Raw genomic sequence first — 18167 nt, forward strand, 5'->3', positions numbered from 1 at the left:
ACGGCACGGCGGGAAGGGGAGTGTCGTGATCGAGCGCAATGAGTTCATCTGCGCATCCAGTTGCTTGCGGACCGACATGAAGGCGAGTGTGTGGGGCACGGTCGGCGAGGTGTTCGCGTGACCGTTCTGGAATCCATCATCGAAGGTGTTCGCGAAGATCTTGCAGTTCGCGAATCCGCGATCTCCTTCGACGAGATCAAGCAGTTGTCAGCTGCCGCGGCGCCGCCGCACGACGTGCTCGCCGCGCTGCGGGCGCCGGGCGTGGGCGTCATCGCGGAGGTGAAGCGGCGCAGCCCGTCCAAGGGCGAGCTGGCCGAGATCGGCGAGCCGGCCGATCTCGCCGCCGACTACGCCGCCGCCGGTGCGCGCGTGATCAGCGTGCTCACCGAGCGGCGCCGCTTCGGCGGCTCGCTGGCCGACTTCGACGCGGTCCGCGCCAGGGTCAACACGCCCCTGCTGCGCAAGGACTTCATCGTCAGCCCGTACCAGGTGCACGAGGCCCGGGCGCACGGCGCGGACATGGTGCTGCTCATCGTGGCGGCACTGGAGCAGAACGCGCTCGAAGCGCTGCTGGACCGGGTCGAGTCCCTGGGCATGACCGCGCTCGTCGAGGTGCACACCGCCGAGGAAGCCGACCGCGCGCTGGAGGCCGGCGCGAAAGTAATTGGCATCAACGCGCGCAATCTGCATACGCTCGAAGTGGACCGCGACGTGTTCGGCCGGATCGCTCCGGGACTGCCGCAGGAGATCCTCAAGATCGCCGAGTCCGGGGTCCGCGGGCCGAGCGACCTGATGGCCTACGCAGGGTCCGGTGCGGACGCGGTGCTGGTCGGCGAGGGCCTGGTGACCAGCGATAATCCCAAGACGGCCGTCACCCAGCTGGTGACCGCCGGGTCGCACCCCGCGTGCCCGCGGCCGAGCCGGTAGTCGGACCGGTTTCACGGGTTCAGGGGTCGGCGAGGCACAGGAGGTAAGGCAATGACCGTAGGCGCAGAGACCGCGCGCGCCCACCGCCCGGGCAAGCCCGTGCCGGAGGGGCACGACCCGGACGAGCGCGGGCACTTCGGTGTCTACGGCGGCCGGTTCATGCCCGAGGCGCTGATCGCCGCCCAGGACGAGCTCGCCGCCGAGTACGCCAAGGCGCAGGGCGACCCGCAGTACCTCGCCGAACTCGACGACCTGCTGCGCAACTACGCCGGGCGGCCGTCGCTGCTGACCGAGGCGAAGCGGTTCGCCGAGCACGCCGGCGGCGCGCGCATCCTGCTCAAGCGCGAGGACCTCAACCACACCGGCTCGCACAAGATCAACAACGTGCTGGGGCAGGCGCTGCTGGTCAAGCGGATGGGCAAGCGCCGGGTCATCGCCGAGACCGGCGCCGGGCAACACGGCGTCGCCACCGCGACGGCCTGCGCGCTGCTCGACCTCGAATGCGTCGTCTACATGGGCAAGGTGGATACCGAGCGGCAGGCCCTCAACGTCGCCCGGATGCGGCTGCTGGGCGCCGAGGTCATCCCGGTCAACAGCGGCTCGGCGACCCTCAAGGACGCCATCAACGAGGCGCTGCGCGACTGGGTCACCAACGTCGACCACACCCACTACCTGCTGGGCACCGCCGCCGGTTCGCACCCGTTCCCGATGATGGTGCGCAACTTCCACAAGGTCATCGGCGACGAGGCCCGCCGGCAGGTGCTCGAACTGACCGGTCGGCTGCCCGACGTGGTCGCGGCCTGCGTCGGCGGCGGCTCCAACGCCATCGGCATCTTCCACGGCTTCATCGACGACCCGGGCGTGCGGCTGGTCGGCTTCGAACCCGGCGGGCACGGCATCTCCTCCGGGGAGCACGGCGCCACCCTCTGCGAGGGCACCCCCGGCACGCTGCACGGGGCCCGCTCGTACCTGCTGCAGGACGACGACGGGCAGGTCATCGAGGCCTACTCGATCTCCGCCGGACTGGACTACCCGGGCGTGGGGCCCGAGCACTCCTACCTGAAGGACATCGGGCGCGCCGAGTACCGCTCGATCACCGACGACGAGGCCATGCAGGCTTTCCGGCTGCTGTCGCGCACCGAGGGCATCATCCCGGCCATCGAGTCGGCGCACGCGCTGGCCGGCGCGATCAAGCTCGGCCAGGAGCTCGGCCCGGACGCGATCATCCTGGTCAACCTCTCCGGTCGAGGAGACAAGGACATGGACACCGCGGCGAAGTACTTCGGGCTCGTCGACGAGAGCAAGGAGGAGTCGCGGTGAACCTGCGCGAGGTTTTCCAGGCCTGCCGGGAAGAGCAGCGGGCGGCCCTCATCGGCTACCTGCCGGCCGGGTTCCCGACCGTCGAGGAGTCCAAGGAACTGTTCTCGGCGATGCTGACCGGCACCGACGGCTCGACCGGTTGCGACATCGTCGAGGTCGGTATCCCGTTCTCCGACCCGGTGATGGACGGACCTACCATCCAGGCGGCCAGCGACAAGGCGCTGCGCGCCGGCTTCCGGCTGCGGGACGCCTTCGACGTGGTGTCCTCGATCGCCGACGCCGGTGGCCACGCCGTGGTGATGACCTACTGGAACCCGGTGCACCACTACGGCCCGGACGCGTTCGCCCGCGACCTCAAGGCGGCCGGCGGGCTCGGCGTGATCACGCCGGACCTGATCCCGGACGAGGGGGAGGACTGGATCGCCGCGACCGACGCGCACGGCCTGGACCGGATCTTCCTGGTCGCCCCGTCGTCGACCGAGGAGCGGCTGGCGCTGACCGCCAAGGCCACCAGCGGCTTCGTCTACGCCACCTCCGTGATGGGCGTGACGGGCGCGCGCGAGAGCGTCGGCGCGGCCGCGGCCGGACTGGTGCAGCGCACCCGCGCCCACACCGACCTGCCGATCGGCGTCGGGCTCGGTGTGCGCTCCGGCGAGCAGGTCGCCGAGGTGGCGGGCTTCGCCGACGGCGTCATCGTCGGCTCCGCCTTCGTCACCCGCGCCGAGCAGGATGGCCCAGCGGGCGTCCGCGAGCTCGTCGCGGAACTCGCCCGCGGCGTCCGGTCGCGCTGACTTCCTGAAGCGAACGGCCTGTTCGCACCTCCTAGGAGCCTGTTGCAAAATTACGCCTACCACGGACCGTGATCGATCGATCACGGCTGAGATGGCCACTGGCGGACAAACGGCGGCGATCGAGACTGATTTGGTACTTCGGTTCAGCCGTTTTCGCCGAAAACGCAACAGGCTCCTAGCGAGACGAACGGTCCGTTCGCCGGCAAAAGCTGAGGCGGCTGGGACTGGTGTGAACGGTCCGTTCGCTCCCCAGCTGGAGCGAACGGACCGTTCACCTCGTCGAGACCGGGTGGTGCTCAACTTTCGTCGAGCGACCGATACGGTTAGCGGCGTGAGTGCCCCGGTTGCAGCCTTGGCGAGTCCGTTCCTGGCCAACATCCCCAGCCCGCCGCAGGGGGTTTGGTTCATCGGCCCGATCCCGCTGCGCGCCTACGCGCTGTGCATCATCGCCGGCATCATCGCGGCCGTATGGATCGGCAGCCGCCGCTGGGTGGCGCGCGGCGGACGCGAGGGCACGGTCATCGACATCGCGGTGTTCGCGGTGCCGTTCGGGCTGGTCGGCGGTCGGCTCTACCACGTCGCGACCGACTGGTACAAGTACTTCGGGCCGGACCGCAACCCGCTGGACGCCCTCAAGGTGTGGGAAGGCGGCCTGGGCATCTGGGGCGCGGTGGCGCTCGGCGCGGTCGGCGCCTGGATCGGCTGCCGCCGCCGGGGCGTGCCGCTGTCCGCGTTCGCCGACGCCGTCGCGCCCGGCATCATCCTGGCGCAGGCGATCGGCCGTCTCGGCAACTGGTTCAACCAGGAGCTCTACGGCGCGCCGACGGACCTGCCCTGGGGCCTGGAGATCTACCGGCGCATCGACCCGGCGACCGGGCTCGCGGACCCCATCACCGGTGTGGCGATGGACAGCACACCGATCACGGTTGTGCACCCGACGTTCCTGTACGAGCTGCTGTGGAATCTCAGTGTCTTCCTCCTGGTCATCTGGGCGGACCGCAAGTTCCGGATGGGCCACGGCCGGGTGTTCGCGCTCTACGTCGCGGGCTACACGGCGGGCCGGCTGTGGATCGAGATGATGCGCACCGACGACGCCACGCACATCCTCGGCGTCCGAATCAACGTCTTCACCTCTCTGATCGTCTTCGCCCTCGCGGTCCTGTACCTGGTGCTGGTGCGGGGCAAGCGCGAGGACCCCGAGCTGCTGCGCGGCAAGCCGATGCCCGGCGACGACGACACCGCTGCGCCGCCGGAGCAGGCGGACGCCGAGGAGCCGAAGGCGACGACCGACGCCGGTGAGGACGACGGCCCGGCGGGCAAGGACGACGGCCCGGAGGGCGAGCACGCGGAGGCGCGAAGCGCCGACGGCGCCAAGGACACGAAGGACTGACCTTTGGCGCGCCCGGTACGCGCCTACCGGGCGCCGAAGGCCACCGCGCCGCTCGGCGAGTCCTTGGAACCGGTGGGGTCGTGCTGCGATGCCACCAGCTCCAGCCGGACACCGACGGCCTGCCCGAGTCGGTCGAGCAGGTCTATGGTCGGCAGGCTGCCGCCGCTCTCCCAGCGCGCGACCGAGGACTGTGTGGTGCCCATCCGCTTCGCGAGCTCGGTCTGGGTCAGCCCCGCGTTCGTGCGCAGCCCGTACACCAGCCGCGCAAGCTCGAATGCCAGCGAGGCTTCCGCGTACGACTCGTCGTACTCCTCCTGGTCGGCAACCGGATTCTCGCGGCGAATCTGATCGAGCTTCTTCCAGGTCATCTCATGGCCTCCGCTTGTGCCTCATGGCTACTCGAGCGCGAGCGACCTCGCGCCGTTCGTTCGATCGCTGCTTCCGGAACGTCGTCAAGACGATTGCGAGGTGGTCGGGGTCGAGGAAGTAGGTCACCCGGCGGTCGACTCCTTCGCAATGGAACCTCAGTTCGCGCAATCCGCCACCGAGATGCCTGCTGTGCGGCATGCCCAGCAGTGGGCCGAACTCCGCGAGCAGGTTGAACATTCGGTCTGCCACGGCACGCTCTCGGTTCTTCAAGCTGCAGTACCAGCGCTCGACTTCTGGCGACACCACGATGATCCATTGTCCACCACCGCTTTCCTGGGGCACCGTCCGAATATAGCGAGCGCGAGATATCGTGTCGATGCTATTCTTCTGGTGTGATCACATCGGGTGGCGGGTGGCGCAGATTCCGATCGGGAAGCCGCATGGCGGAACACGGTTCCGTCGACTGATCACGCGCGGATCGGGGTGATGACCGGGGAGCCGTCGGGGGCGTGCAGGACCGCGACCCGGGCCGTGTAGCGCTCCGCCAGGGCCGTCGGGGTCAGGACCTCTGCCGGGGTCCCCTCGGCCACCACGCGGCCCTCGTCGAGGAGGAGCAGGCGCTCGGCGTACTGGGCCGCGAGGGTCAGGTCGTGCAGCGTCATGACCACCGTCGTGCCCAGCTCCCCGCGCAGTTCGTCGACCAGGTCGAGCAGGGCCTGGGCGTGTCCGACGTCCAGGCCCGTGGTCGGCTCGTCGAGCAGCAGGACGCCGGCCCGTTGGGCGAGGGCTCGGGCCAGCACGGCCCGTTGGCGTTCGCCGCCGGACAGCGTCGACAGGGCTCGGTCCGCGAGTCGCGTCAGGTCCAGCCGCTCCAGCAGGGAACCGGCCACGTCCAGGTCCTCGGGCCCTTCCCGCCCCAGCACACCCAGGTGCGGGGTGCGGCCGAGCAGGACGTAGTCGGTGACCGTCAGGCCGATCGGCAGCTGGGGGATCTGCGGCGCGTAGCCGACCGCCTGGGCGCGTTCGCGGCGGCGCAGCGAGGCCAGCGGGCGGCCGTCGACCAGCACCCGGCCGTGGTGCCGCACCAGTCCCGCGACGGCCTTCAGCAGCGTCGACTTGCCCGACCCGTTGGGCCCGATGATGCCCAGCCAGCCGCCATTGTCCACGGTGGTCGAAATGTCGGAAAGCACCGTGCTGCGACGGTATCCGGCCGACAGCTCGTGCACCTCCAGGGTGCTCATGCGCGCCTCCGGTGCAGCAGGACCGCGAAGAACGGCGCGCCGGTGAACGCCGTGATCACGCCGATCGGGATCTCGGCCGGGGCCAGCACGGTTCGGGCGAGCATGTCCGCGACGACCAGGAACGCCCCGCCGAACAGCAGCGACAGCGGCACGATGATCCGGAAGCTGCCGCCGACCGCCAGCCGCACCAGGTGCGGCACCACGAGTCCGACGAACCCGATCAGCCCGGCCACCGACACCGCCGCGGCGGTGGCCAGCGACGCGGCCGTGAGCACCAGCAGCCGCACCCACCCCGGGTGCACGCCCAGCGCGGCCGCCTCCTCATCGCCGGTGCCCAGCAGGTCCAGCAGCCGCGCGCAGGTGCAGAGCACGACCGCCGAGATCGCCAGGTAGGGCAGCACGATCAGCACTTCCCGCCAGCCGGTGGTGGTCAGCCGCCCAAGGATCCACATGTAGACCTGCTCCAGCGTCTCCACGCGCAGCTGCTGCACGAACGTCTGCCCGGCGGTGAGGAACGCCCCGACCGCGACCCCGGCCAGCACCAGCGTCGCGGTGTCCCGGCCGGCGGAGCGGCCGACCAGCCAGGTCAGGCCAACGCCGCCGAGCGCGCCGGCGAACGCCGCGAACTGCACCGGGACGGACGGCGCGGTGGTGATCACCAGGGTGGCGCCCAACCCGGCCCCGGACGCGGCGCCCAGCAGGTACGGGTCGGCCAGCGGGTTGCGGAACACGCCCTGGAAGGCCGCCCCGGACACCGCCAGCGCGGCCCCGACCAGCACGCCGAGCACCACCCGGGGCACCCGCAGCTGCCACAGGATCGCCGCCTCCCGCTCGGACAGCGGCGACATGCCGCCGGTCAGCTGCGCGACGATCTCCCCGAGCACCCGCTGCCAGCCGAGTTCGGCGGCGCCGAGCAGCACCGACAGCAGGATGCTCGCCAGCAGCACCACCAACGCGACCAGCAGGTGGCGCGGGCGCAGCTTGGTCTGCCTCAGGGGCGCGCGGGCCGGGCTGAGCGCTTCGGTCACCCGTGCTGCGCCTTGGCGACGCCGTCGCCGATCGCGCGCACCAGGTCGACCACCCGCGGGCCCCACCGGCCGGCGATGTCGTCGTCGAGTCCGATGATGCGGCCGTGCTGCACCGCGTCCAGGGTGTTCCAGCCCGGCCGGGCCGCCACCGCCGCCGCGTTGACCTGGCAGCACTTGGTGTCCGCGACGAAGATCAGGTTTGGGTTGGCCTGCACGACGTGTTCCTCGGACAGCTGCGGGAACTTGCCGCCGGCCGGGTCGGCGATGTTGTGCAGCCCGAACAGGCCGTAGACGCTGCCGACGAAGCTCTGCGAGGTCGCGGTGTAGTAGTCCGGGCTGACCTCGTGGAAGTAGCTCAGCGGCTGCGGCGGGCGCGGAGTGTTGCGGACGATCTCGTCGATCTGCGAGCGCATCCGGTCGACCAGCTGCGCGGCCTGCTTGGTGTGCCCGGTGGCCTGCCCGAGGACCTCGATCTGCTGGTAGGCGTCCTCCAGCGTCGTCGCCGACGGGGTGAGCAGCGTCGGCACGTTGACCACCTTCAGCCCCTCGGCCAGCTTCGCGGCGTTGTCCGGGGCGATGACCAGGTCGGGGGTGTGCGCGCCGACGGCTGCCGCATCCGCGGTGAAGCCGGAGAGGTCGGTGCGCGGCGCCTGCGCCGGGAAGTTCGAGTACTGGTCCACCGCGATGACCTGGTCGCCGGCGCCGATCGCGTACAGCGTCTCGGTGGCGGTCGGGGACAGCGAGATGATCCGCTTCGGCTGCTGCGGGAGCGTCACCGGCGGCGAGCCGGGCAGCTCGACCTTGACCGGGAAAGCAGCGGCCGGGTCGTCGGCCGGGGCGGGGGCATCGGAGCGGGGGCGGGTGGCGCACGCGGTGACCCCGGCGAGCAGGGCGAGCATCGCGAGCAGCAGGGTGGCGAGTCGGCGGAACCCGGTCATGTCTTCCCTACGTTCGGCCGGTGCGGTCGGGCAGGCGTGGCCGGGCAGCCGACGCCGCACCCCTGCACCGGAGGTGGCGGACATCGACGCCACGCGCAAGGCGACCTGGCTTGTGCCCGCCCGGGGGCGGGCCATCGCAGTTGCGGCACAGCACCGGGTTCACACCGGTTTCGCTTGGCGCTGGCGTCCCGCGAGCACCCGCAGCGCGGGCACTCTGAGCTGGAAAGATATCAGGAGAAGATCGGCCGTCCGAGCCGCGCGTGAGTGGCCTGCGGAACTGGGACTACCCCGCGTGCGACCCAGCGGTTAAATTTGACGACGCACTGTGTTCGGCGGCGCGCGTCCGCAGGCGTGGGTAACCAACCAGGTGCGTTACTACAAGATGGTCAGCATCACGTCCAGAGTGCTGCTTCCAAGTATCGCGGCTGTTAAAGTTCTCTAAACGCTCCGGTCACGAGCGGGCTTTAGAAAGCCCGAAAACTCCTGTCATGCCACCGGTAGCCAATCTGCGGGCCAGCGTCGTCCCGTGCTCAGAAGTCATGAAGTCAGGTCAGCGATTGACCGTGGGCTTCCAGCACGAGAAATGACGAGGGAGGTCTGTGCAGTGGTCTTCTCCGCCGTCCCAGCAGCCCAGGGGTTGTACGACCCAACAGCGGAACAGGATTCCTGCGGTGTCGCCATGGTCGCCGACATCCGCGGCCGCCGTTCCCACGGCATCGTCGCCGACGCGCTGACCGCGCTCGCGAACCTGGAGCACCGGGGTGCTGCCGGTGCCGAACCGACCAGCGGCGACGGAGCCGGCATCCTGCTGCAGCTGCCGGACGAGCTGCTGCGCGCCGAGGCTGGTGTCGAGCTGCCGGAGCCCGACGAGGCCGGCCAGAACCGCTACGCGGCAGGTATGACTTTCCTGCCCACCGACGCCGAGCAGCGTCGTCAGGCCGAGGAGCTGGTGGCGCGGGTCGCCGCCGAGGAGAACCTGCGGGTGCTGGGCTGGCGCGACGTGCCGGTGACCCCGGAGCGGGCCGGCGTCGGAACCACCGCCGTGAAGTGCATGCCGCACTTCGCGATCCTGCTGGTCGCCGGGCACCACGACGAGGCCGGCGTCGAGCTGGATCGGCTGGCGTTCTGCCTGCGCAAGCGTGCCGAGCGGGAGGCTGCGCGGGAAGGGCTGGAGCTCTACTTCCCGTCGCTGTCCAGCCGCACCCTGGTCTACAAGGGCATGCTGACCACCGAGCAGGTGCCCGCCTTCTTCCCGGACCTCACCGATGAACGGCTGGTCAGCGCGATCGCGCTGGTGCACAGCCGGTTCTCCACGAACACCTTCCCGTCGTGGCCGCTGGCGCACCCGTTCCGCTACGTCGCGCACAACGGCGAGATCAACACGATCCGCGGCAACCGCAACCGGATGCGGGCCCGCGAGGCGCTGCTTGCCTCCGACGTGATTGCGGGCGACCTCTCCCGGCTGTACCCGGTCTGCACCGGCGACGGCTCGGACTCCGCCTCCTTCGACGAGGTGCTGGAGCTGCTGCACCTGGGCGGCCGCAGCCTGCCGCACGCGGTGCTGATGATGGTGCCGGAGGCGTGGGAGAACCACGCCGAGATGGACCCCAAGCGCAAGGCCTTCTACCAGTTCCACGCCAGCCTGATGGAGCCGTGGGACGGCCCGGCGTGCGTCACTTTCACCGACGGCACGCTGGTCGGCGCGGTGCTGGACCGCAACGGGCTGCGCCCGGCCCGCTGGTGGCGGACCGCCGACGACAGGGTGGTGCTGGCCAGCGAGACCGGCGTGCTCAGCCTCAAGCCCGAAGAGGTGGTGGCCAAGGGCCGCCTGCAGCCGGGCCGGATGTTCCTGATCGACACCGCGCAGGGCCGCATCGTCGACGACGAGGAGGTCAAGGCCGGTCTCGCCGGGGAGCACGCCTACGACGAGTGGCTGCACTCCGGGCTGCTCAACCTTGACGAGCTGCCGGACCGCGAGCACGTGGTGCACACCCACGAGTCGGTGGTGCGCCGCCAGCTGTCCTTCGGCTACACCGAGGAAGAGCTCAGCCTGCTGCTGGCCCCGATGGCCACCGGCGGCGGCGAGCCGCTGGGCTCGATGGGCTCGGACACGCCGACGGCGCCGATGTCGCAGCGCTCGCGGATGCTCTACGACTACTTCGTGCAGCAGTTCGCGCAGGTCACGAACCCGCCGCTGGACGCGATCCGGGAGGAGATCGTCACCTCGGTGGCCCGCGTGATGGGCCCGGAGCAGAACCTGCTGGCCCCCTCGGCCGCGTCCTGCCGGCACATCGTGCTGCCCAACCCGGTGATCGACAACGACGAGCTGGCCAAGCTCATCCACGTCAACGACGACGGCGACCTGCCCGGTTTCGCCTCCGCTGTGCTGTCCGGCCTCTACGAGGTGGACGGTGGCGGCGAGGCGCTGGCCGAGGCCATCGAGCGGGTGCGCCAGGAGGCGTCCGAGGCGATCGCCGCCGGGGCGCGCGTGCTGGTGCTCTCCGACCGCGACTCCGACCACAAGATGGCGCCGATCCCGTCGCTGCTGCTGGTCTCGGCGGTCCACCAGCACCTGGTGCGCACCAAGGAGCGGCTGCAGGTCGCGCTGGTGGTGGAGAGCGGTGACGCCCGCGAGGTGCACCACATCGCCACGCTGCTCGGCTACGGCGCCGCGGCGGTCAACCCGTACCTGGCGTTCGAGACCATCGAGGACATGATCGTTACCGGCCAGATCGCCGGTACGCGGGCGAAGGTCGCGATCCGCAACTATGTGCAGGCGCTGGTCAAGGGCGTGCTGAAGGTGATGTCCAAGATGGGCATCTCCACGGTCGGCGCCTACACCGCCGCCCAGGTCTTCGAGGCCGTCGGCCTGTCCGGCGAGATCGTCGACGAGTACTTCGAGGGCACCACCTCGAAGCTCGGCGGCGTCGGGCTGGACGTGCTGGCCGAGGAGGTCGCGCAGCGGCACCGCCGGGCCCACCCGGACAACCCGACCGAGCGGGTGCACCGCAAGCTGGAGATCGGTGGCGACTACGCCTACCGGCGCGAGGGCGAGCTGCACCTGTTCACCCCGGAGACGGTGTTCCTGCTGCAGCACTCCACCAAGACCGGCAAGTACGACGTGTTCCGCGAGTACACGGCGGAGTGCGACCGGCTGGCGGCCGAGGGCGGCACGCTGCGCGGGCTGTTCAAGCTGGACAGCGGCCGGGCACCGATCGACATCGACGAGGTCGAGCCGATCTCGGAGATCATGAAGCGGTTCTCCACCGGCGCCATGAGCTACGGCGCGATCTCTGCGGAGGCGCACGAGACGCTGGCCGTCGCGATGAACCGGATCGGCGGCAAGTCCAACTCCGGTGAGGGCGGCGAGGACGTCGACCGGCTCTACGACCCGCAGCGGCGTTCGGCGGTCAAGCAGGTCGCCAGCGGCCGGTTCGGCGTGACCAGCGAATACCTGGTCAACGCCACCGACATCCAGATCAAGATGGCGCAGGGTGCCAAGCCTGGCGAGGGCGGGCAGCTGCCCGCGCACAAGGTGTATCCGTGGATCGCGAAGACCCGGCACTCCACGCCGGGGGTGGGGCTGATCTCCCCGCCGCCGCACCACGACATCTACTCGATCGAGGATTTGGCGCAGCTCATCCACGACCTGAAGAACGCCAACGAGTACGCCCGGGTCCACGTCAAGCTGGTCTCCGAGATCGGCGTCGGCACCGTCGCCGCGGGCGTCTCCAAGGCGCACGCCGACGTGGTGCTGATCTCCGGCCACGACGGCGGCACCGGTGCGGCGCCGCTGACGTCGCTGAAGCACGCCGGCACGCCATGGGAGGTCGGCCTGGCCGAGGCGCAGCAGACGCTGCTGCTCAACGGCCTGCGCGACCGGATCACGGTGCAGGTCGACGGCGGCTTCAAGACCGGCCGCGACGTGGTCGTCGCCGCGCTGCTGGGCGCCGAGGAGTACGGCTTCGCCACCGCGCCGCTGGTGGTCGAGGGCTGCGTGATGATGCGCGTGTGCCACCTCGACACCTGCCCGGTCGGGGTCGCCACCCAGAACCCGGAGCTGCGCAAGCGCTACACCGGCCAGGTCGACCACGTGGTGAACTTCTTCGAGTTCATCGCCCAGGAGGTCCGCGAGTACCTGGCGGAGCTCGGGTTCCGCACCCTGGACGAGGCCATCGGCCAGGTCTCGGCGCTGGGCAGGGACGAGGCGATGGCGCACTGGAAGGCGCGCGGCCTCGACCTGACCCCGGTGTTCACCGAGCCGCAGACCCCGTACTCGCCGGTGCGGCGCCGGGTCCGCGAGCAGGACCACGGCCTGGACCATGCGCTGGACCGCACGCTCATCCAGCTCGCCGAGGCGGCGCTGGAAGACGCCCGCCCGGTGCGGCTGGAGCTGCCGGTGCGCAACGTCAACCGCACCGTCGGCACGCTGCTGGGCGCCGAGGTCAGCCGCCGCTACGGCGGCGAGGGCCTGCCGGCGGACACCATTCACGTGGAACTGGAGGGTTCGGCAGGGCAGTCGCTGGGCGCGTTCCTACCGCCGGGCATCACGCTGGACATGGTCGGCGACGCCAACGACTACGTCGGCAAGGGCCTCTCCGGCGGGCGGATCGTCGTGCGCCCGCACCCGGCTTCGGCGTTCGCCGCCGAGGACCAGGTGATCGCGGGCAACGTGATCGGCTACGGCGCGACCAGCGGCGAGATCTTCTTGCGCGGCAAGGTCGGCGAGCGGTTCTGCGTGCGCAACTCCGGCGCGCTCGCGGTCGCCGAGGGCGCCGGTGACCACGCCTTCGAGTACATGACCGGTGGTCGCGCGGTGGTGCTCGGCGGCACCGGCCGCAACGTCGGCGCCGGGATGTCCGGCGGCATCGCCTACGTGCTCGACCTGGACCCGGTGCGGGTGAACACCGCGATGGTGGATCTGCAGCGGCCCAGCGCCAAGGAACTGAAGTGGCTGCACGAGGTCGTGCAGCAGCACCGCGACCTGACGGGTTCGGCGGTGGCGGCCTCGCTGCTCGGCGACTGGCCGCGGCGCTCTGCGGCGTTCACCAAGGTGATGCCGCGCGATTACCAGCGAGTCCTGGACGCCATGCGGATGGCCAAGATCGAAGGCCGGGACGTGGACGAGGCGATCATGGAGGCTTCCCGTGGCTGACCCGAGGGGATTTCTGAAGCACGCGCGGGCCGACGCCCCCAAGCGTCCCGTCGACGAGCGGCTGGGCGACTGGCACGAGGTCTACGCCGCGCTGTCCGCCGAGGACCGCAAGGCGGAGACCGCCACGCAGGCCGCGCGGTGCATGGACTGCGGCATCCCGTTCTGCCACTCCGGTTCGGCCGGTTGCCCGCTGGGCAACCTGATCCCGGAGTGGAACAACATGGTCCGCCGTGGCCAGTGGCAGGTCGCCAGCGAGCGGCTGCACGCCACCAACAACTTCCCGGAGTTCACCGGCAAGTTGTGCCCCGCGCCGTGCGAGGCAGGCTGCGTGCTGGCGATCTCGCCGGAGGCCGGCGGCGCGGTGGCCATCAAGCGGGTCGAGGAGACCATCGCCGAGGTCAGCTGGAAGAACGAGTACGTCACCGCGCAGGTGACGGAGGCGCACACCGGCAAGCGGGTGGCCGTGGTCGGCTCCGGGCCGGGCGGGCTCGCCGCGGCTCAGCAGCTGACCCGCGCCGGGCACGAGGTGACCGTGTACGAGCGCGACGACCGCATCGGCGGGCTGCTGCGTTACGGCATCCCCGAGTTCAAGATGGAGAAGTCCGTCCTGGACCGGCGGTTGGCGCAGATGCGTGCCGAGGGCACCAGGTTCATCACCGGCTGCGAGGTCGGCGTCGACCTGACCGTCGAGGAACTGCGCGCCGGTTACGACGCCGTGGTGCTGGCGGTGGGCGCGCTGCGCAGCCGAGACGACACCACGATCCTGGGGCGGGACCTCAAGGGCGTGCACCTGGCCATGGAGCACCTGGTGCCGGCGAACAAGGAGTGCGAGGGCGACGGCCCGACGCCGATCTCGGCGCAGGGCAAGCACGTCATCATCCTCGGCGGCGGCGACACCGGCGCGGACTGCTACGGCACCGCGACCCGGCAGGGCGCGCTTTCGGTGACGCAGCTGGACAACTACCCGCAGCCGCCGACGTCCCGCGACGTCGACCGGTCGCCGTGGCCGACCTGGCCGTACATCCTGCGCACCTACCCGGCGCACGAGGAGGCCGGGGAGCGGAAGTTCGCGGTGGCGATCGAGTCGTTCGTCGGCGACGACGAAGGCAACGTGCGCGCCGTGCGGCTGCGCGAGGTGAAGGTGCAGCGCGACGCGGAGGGCCGCCGGCAGGTCGTGCCGATGTCCGACGAGGTCCAGGAGCTGCCCTGCGATCTGGCGCTGCTGGCCATCGGTTTCGAGGGCGTCGAGCACATGCGGCTGCTGGACGGCCTGGGCATCGAGCTGACCAAGCGCGGCACCATCGGCTGCGGCTCGAACTGGGAGACCACGGCCCCGGGCGTGTTCGTCTGCGGCGACGCGCACCGCGGCGCGTCCCTGGTGGTGTGGGCGATCGCGGAGGGCCGCTCGGTGGCCAACGCGGTCGACGCCCACCTCACCGGCGACTCCCGCCTCCCGTCCCCGGTCCACCCCACCGCGCTTCCCCTGGCGGTGTGATTTTTTCGAGGTGAGGGGCACCCTTGAGCGGACTAGGAGCCTGTTGCGTTTTCGGCGAAAACGGCTGAACCGAAGTACCAAATCAGTCTCGATCGCCGCCGTTTGTCCGCCAGTGGCCATCTCAGCCGTGATCGATCGATCACGGTCCGTGGTGGGCGTAATTTTGCAACAGGCTCCTAGCCGCTCAAGGGTGCCCCTCACCTCAAACCGACCGGGTGATCGAGGCTGGGAGCGTTGCGGTCAGCCACGCCGTGTGGCGGGCGTTCTTGCGTCGCTTGCGCTGATCGACAGCATTGCTGGGAGACCATGTTTAGTCCGTTCGGGCGTGGCGTTCGTCTCGTTGCCGTCGGATCTTCTCCGGAATCCCGCCTGTCCGAGTCCGGGCGCTGCTTAGGATCTTTCCCGCCGCCGGGCTGGTCACGGCGGATCGTGTCCACAATGGAATGGGAGAGTCGGCGTGGATTTCCACAAGAGCCTCGTCGGGATGATCGCGGCGCTGATCATTATGGCGCTCGGCGTGGTCGGAACGGCGTTGGTGATCGGCTGGTTCAGCGAAGGCGGCCGGATCCCGGTGCTGTTCTTCCTGGCGCCGGTCGTGGTGGTCCTCGGGGTGATCGCGCTCATCAACAGCCTCCGGCCGCTGAAGATGCGAATCGACGAGCGCGGCATCCTGTTGCAGCACAAGGCGACGAAGGTCGCGCTGGGCTGGCAGTACATCGCGAACGTCACGGTCGAGGAACTGCCCAAGCCGAAGGGTGAAAAGGGCACCGCCACGTACCTGACGGTGTGGCCGCACGGCGGGGCGAACCCGGGCGTGCCGCAGGACCGGATGATCCAGCGCAACGGCTGGACCGGCTACCGCCTGATCGACATCAGCGACCTGCGCGAGGACAAGGGGCGGCTCGAAGCCGCGCTGGGCCGCTACGTCGCCCCGCTTCGCGCGCAGCAGCCGCGCTGATCTTCCCGGGTGAGGGGCACCCGTGACCCAGTTATTTGGTCACGGCGGCCCCTCACTTCACCTTTTCGTGCGGCGGCGTTTCACTGCGGCGACGGAGCGGATTCGGTCCAGGCGGAACTGGCGGTCGTCTTCGCGTAGGTGGCAGAAGGCGTCCAGGTAGACCTCGTCTACGTCGTCCGGCGTAATGACACGCGACGTGGGATGGCCGTTCTGGTCCCGGTATTCGATCTCCACGTCGGTGCCTGCTTCCAGTGCCTTCGCGAGGAGTTCGAGTTCGGGGTCCGTAAGTGCGGTCCGTTCGGCGAGGAAGGGAACCAGGCCATCGAACGGATCCGTGTTTTCGTCCAGCGAGCCCGGCGGCATGATCTGGATGTCGATCCAGGGATTACCAGGCAGTGCAACGCCGGACGGAGCCTTGTCCGGTTGGGCCAGCAGGTGCTCGGCGAGTCCGCGGAGTTCGGCTTGCGACAGCAGTTCCGGCGCAGCCCGGTAGTAGGGCTGCTCCACGAGCAGCGGCGGGCGGTCGACGACGGTGCGTTCGACTGCGACGGTGCCGTCGGCCTGCTGCTGCACCGGGGCGTATCCCGCCTTCCGCAGCGCGGCCAAGGTCTCCTGCACCGGTTTGCTCGATGCGAGCACGGTCGGTGCCAAGACGTGCAGCGACAGCTCGCGCAGCGCGCGGTGCCGGCTGACCTCCAACAGAAGGGCTTCTTCACCGAGCACGCAGCAGCGCACGTTTCGGACCTGAAGTTGGCCGAATCGCCGTCCGACATCCTTGATCAGGTATTCCAGCGGTTGCGGCAGGCCCGTGTGGGCCATTGCGGTGAGCTTGCCGAGTAGGTCCTCGGTGCTATGGCCCTGATCCATTGCCCGTCGGACGGATTCTGGGCTGAACCGCCAGGTCGATGCGGTGTCCCGGCCTTCGGGGTCGGCCATCAGGTTCAGCGCGGCAGCGAGTTGGCCGCTGGGCGTACCAGCCACCACTGCGGTCAGATCCGCCTGCAGGAGTACGGTTTCCTGCGCTCTTGGTAACAGCTGCGTGGCGGCCGCCAGCAACGCTGCCTCGTCGTCCACGCAACGGCCCAGTGCGGACACCGCGCCGCGGGCGATCGCGCCAACAGCTTCGGCCTCGGACCAGGTGACCTCGATGAGATCGACCAGGCAGTCCGCGCAGCAGTAGCGCACCGGTCGCTTCCAGGCCAGCTTCTCGCCGATCAGGTTGGGCTCGCTCAACGCGGAACCGGTTGCCCAGCCGGAAAGCTCGGCCAGCAGGTCCATCCGGAACAGCCGGTAGAACGTGTCGTGGTGCGGGAGCAGAGCCGGTTCGGGCTTTTCCATGACCTTGCTGACCATGGCTGCGGCAGGCTGCTTCCACCAGGCACGCACCAGTTGGACGTAGCGTTGTGCGGGTGTTGCCTGCTGCCAGGCATCGGCGAGGTTCGACAGAACGACGCAGCCTGCTCCGTCGATGCTGAGTAGCTCGGCTGCGGCGGCGGTCTCCAACCACAGCCGAACCTCGTGCTGGTCGGTCCGTAGGGCCTTCGCCACCTGCTTGAGCACCCGAAGACCGATACCGCCGTTCTGCAGCTGCGCCAGCGGGTTGGCGGCGCAGTGTTCGAGAAGTCGAGCCACGCCGTCGACGAACCCGATCGCGGCCAACGACGCCGCCTTGTCGATCTCGATGGAGTCGACCAGGTGAATCGCAGGCATCGCGGGTTCGGGCCGAAGCGCCGGTTGGTCGGCGGACTCGCGCAGCGCCAGCCCGATCTCGCAGGGCATTTCAACTGGGCCGCCGTAGCTCGTGTACTGGCTCTGGTTGATGAGGAAACCCCGGTCGAGCAGCCAGCGCACCTCCGGGCTCTGTAGCGACGGGCCGCCGATAGCGTAACCGAGCACCGAGTCATCGTGGGCCAACTGCATGGCGAGCTCAACGGTCGGGCCGGGGGCTTTCGCGAGCTCGGCGGACACCTTCGCCGGGTCCCGCATGAACTCTTCGATCCGCTGTACCGTGTCGGCCTTCCGCTTGGCGGGCGCCAACCCGAGCGCTTCGGCGATCCCACGGATGGTATTGCTCACATGAGGGCGGAGGAGCGTCGCCACCGGGCGGCCCAGCCCCGCAGTGCGAAGATCGCGCAGCGGTACGGCAAGCTGGAACCCTCCCTGCGAACTCGGCCGGATGAGGGCATGTTCCTCCAGCACCCGCAGCGCGCGATCGAGTTCGGGATCGTTGCCAAGCAACTGCTCGATCGCGCCGCGGGTGCAGCCGTCCCCGAGAATGCAGACCGCTGCGAGTACCGCGCTGGACCCGGCGTCGAGCCTCTCCAACGCGCGCTGCACGGCGCCAGGGGAGTCGAGCACGGCCGCCAGGTGGGGCAGTGACTGGGCGCCCGCTGACTCGGGGCGGTTCTTCAGGACTGCTGCCAGGCCGTCTTGGCCAAGGTCGCGGAGCCACTGGACGAGATCGGATTCCACCCGGCCGAGTCTCTCAGAGGCTATTGGTGAATGGTCTGGGTGGGTGGTCGCTTAGCGGAACCTGAGAGCCTCCCCGGACTGTG

At 69.8% G+C, this 18167-nt stretch carries 13 protein-coding genes; 7 read left to right on the forward strand and 6 right to left on the reverse strand.

From position 1 onward, the window contains the following. Window positions 1–117: 117 nt before the first annotated feature. From trpC to lgt, 4 genes are all read left to right on the forward strand, one after another. A complete protein-coding gene (trpC, locus tag DL519_RS39325; protein ID WP_190822432.1) occupies window positions 118–927 on the forward strand; it encodes an indole-3-glycerol phosphate synthase TrpC in 810 nt (269 codons plus the stop codon). 51 nt (window positions 928–978) lie between these two features. Further along, the gene (trpB, locus tag DL519_RS39330) at window positions 979–2247 is read left to right on the forward strand and encodes a tryptophan synthase subunit beta (protein ID WP_190822434.1); all 1269 of its coding nucleotides are present in this window, start codon (window positions 979–981) and stop codon (window positions 2245–2247) included. Further along, a complete protein-coding gene (gene trpA, locus DL519_RS39335) occupies window positions 2244–3038 on the forward strand; it encodes a tryptophan synthase subunit alpha (protein WP_190822436.1) in 795 nt (264 codons plus the stop codon). Before trpB ends, trpA begins: the two co-directional genes overlap by 4 nt. Window positions 3039–3369: 331 nt before the next feature. Further along, window positions 3370–4428, forward strand: coding sequence for a prolipoprotein diacylglyceryl transferase (gene lgt / locus DL519_RS39340; protein ID WP_190822438.1), 1059 nt, complete (start codon window positions 3370–3372; stop codon window positions 4426–4428). Window positions 4429–4451: 23 nt separating this feature from the next. Here lgt and DL519_RS39345 read toward each other — a convergent pair whose 3' ends face one another. The 5 genes from DL519_RS39345 to DL519_RS39365 all read right to left on the reverse strand — a co-directional run bounded on the left by DL519_RS39345 (window position 4452) and on the right by DL519_RS39365 (window position 8088). Then, window positions 4452–4796, reverse strand: coding sequence for a helix-turn-helix domain-containing protein (locus DL519_RS39345; RefSeq protein ID WP_190822440.1), 345 nt, complete (start codon window positions 4794–4796; stop codon window positions 4452–4454). A gap of 1 nt (window position 4797) precedes the next feature. After that, the gene (locus DL519_RS39350) at window positions 4798–5034 is read right to left on the reverse strand and encodes a type II toxin-antitoxin system RelE/ParE family toxin (protein WP_263399841.1); all 237 of its coding nucleotides are present in this window, start codon (window positions 5032–5034) and stop codon (window positions 4798–4800) included. Between the two features lie 230 nt (window positions 5035–5264). Further along, on the reverse strand, window positions 5265–6038 hold the full coding sequence (locus tag DL519_RS39355; protein WP_190822444.1) for an ABC transporter ATP-binding protein: 774 nt from the start codon (window positions 6036–6038) through the stop codon (window positions 5265–5267). Next, window positions 6035–7066, reverse strand: coding sequence for a FecCD family ABC transporter permease (locus DL519_RS39360; RefSeq protein ID WP_190822446.1), 1032 nt, complete (start codon window positions 7064–7066; stop codon window positions 6035–6037). The genes DL519_RS39355 and DL519_RS39360 overlap by 4 nt, the downstream gene beginning before the upstream one ends. Then, entirely contained in the window at window positions 7063–8088 is a 1026-nt protein-coding gene (locus tag DL519_RS39365; RefSeq protein WP_317891422.1) for an ABC transporter substrate-binding protein, read from the reverse strand. The genes DL519_RS39360 and DL519_RS39365 overlap by 4 nt, the downstream gene beginning before the upstream one ends. Window positions 8089–8608: 520 nt before the next feature. Between DL519_RS39365 and gltB the strand changes: the two genes are divergently transcribed. From gltB to DL519_RS39380, 3 genes are all read left to right on the forward strand, one after another. Next, complete coding sequence (gltB, locus tag DL519_RS39370; protein WP_190822448.1) at window positions 8609–13159, forward strand: glutamate synthase large subunit; 4551 nt, start codon at window positions 8609–8611, stop codon at window positions 13157–13159. Next, window positions 13152–14654, forward strand: coding sequence for a glutamate synthase subunit beta (locus DL519_RS39375; RefSeq protein ID WP_190822450.1), 1503 nt, complete (start codon window positions 13152–13154; stop codon window positions 14652–14654). Before gltB ends, DL519_RS39375 begins: the two co-directional genes overlap by 8 nt. Window positions 14655–15138: 484 nt before the next feature. Further along, entirely contained in the window at window positions 15139–15612 is a 474-nt protein-coding gene (locus tag DL519_RS39380) for a hypothetical protein (protein WP_190822451.1), read from the forward strand. A gap of 57 nt (window positions 15613–15669) precedes the next feature. Here the strand turns inward: DL519_RS39380 and DL519_RS39385 are convergent, their stop codons facing one another. Continuing rightward, a complete protein-coding gene (locus DL519_RS39385; protein ID WP_190822454.1) occupies window positions 15670–18084 on the reverse strand; it encodes a helicase-associated domain-containing protein in 2415 nt (804 codons plus the stop codon). Between the last annotated feature and the right edge of the window lie 83 nt (window positions 18085–18167).

The organism is Saccharopolyspora pogona, from assembly GCF_014697215.1.
Lineage (GTDB): Bacteria > Actinomycetota > Actinomycetes > Mycobacteriales > Pseudonocardiaceae > Saccharopolyspora > Saccharopolyspora hattusasensis.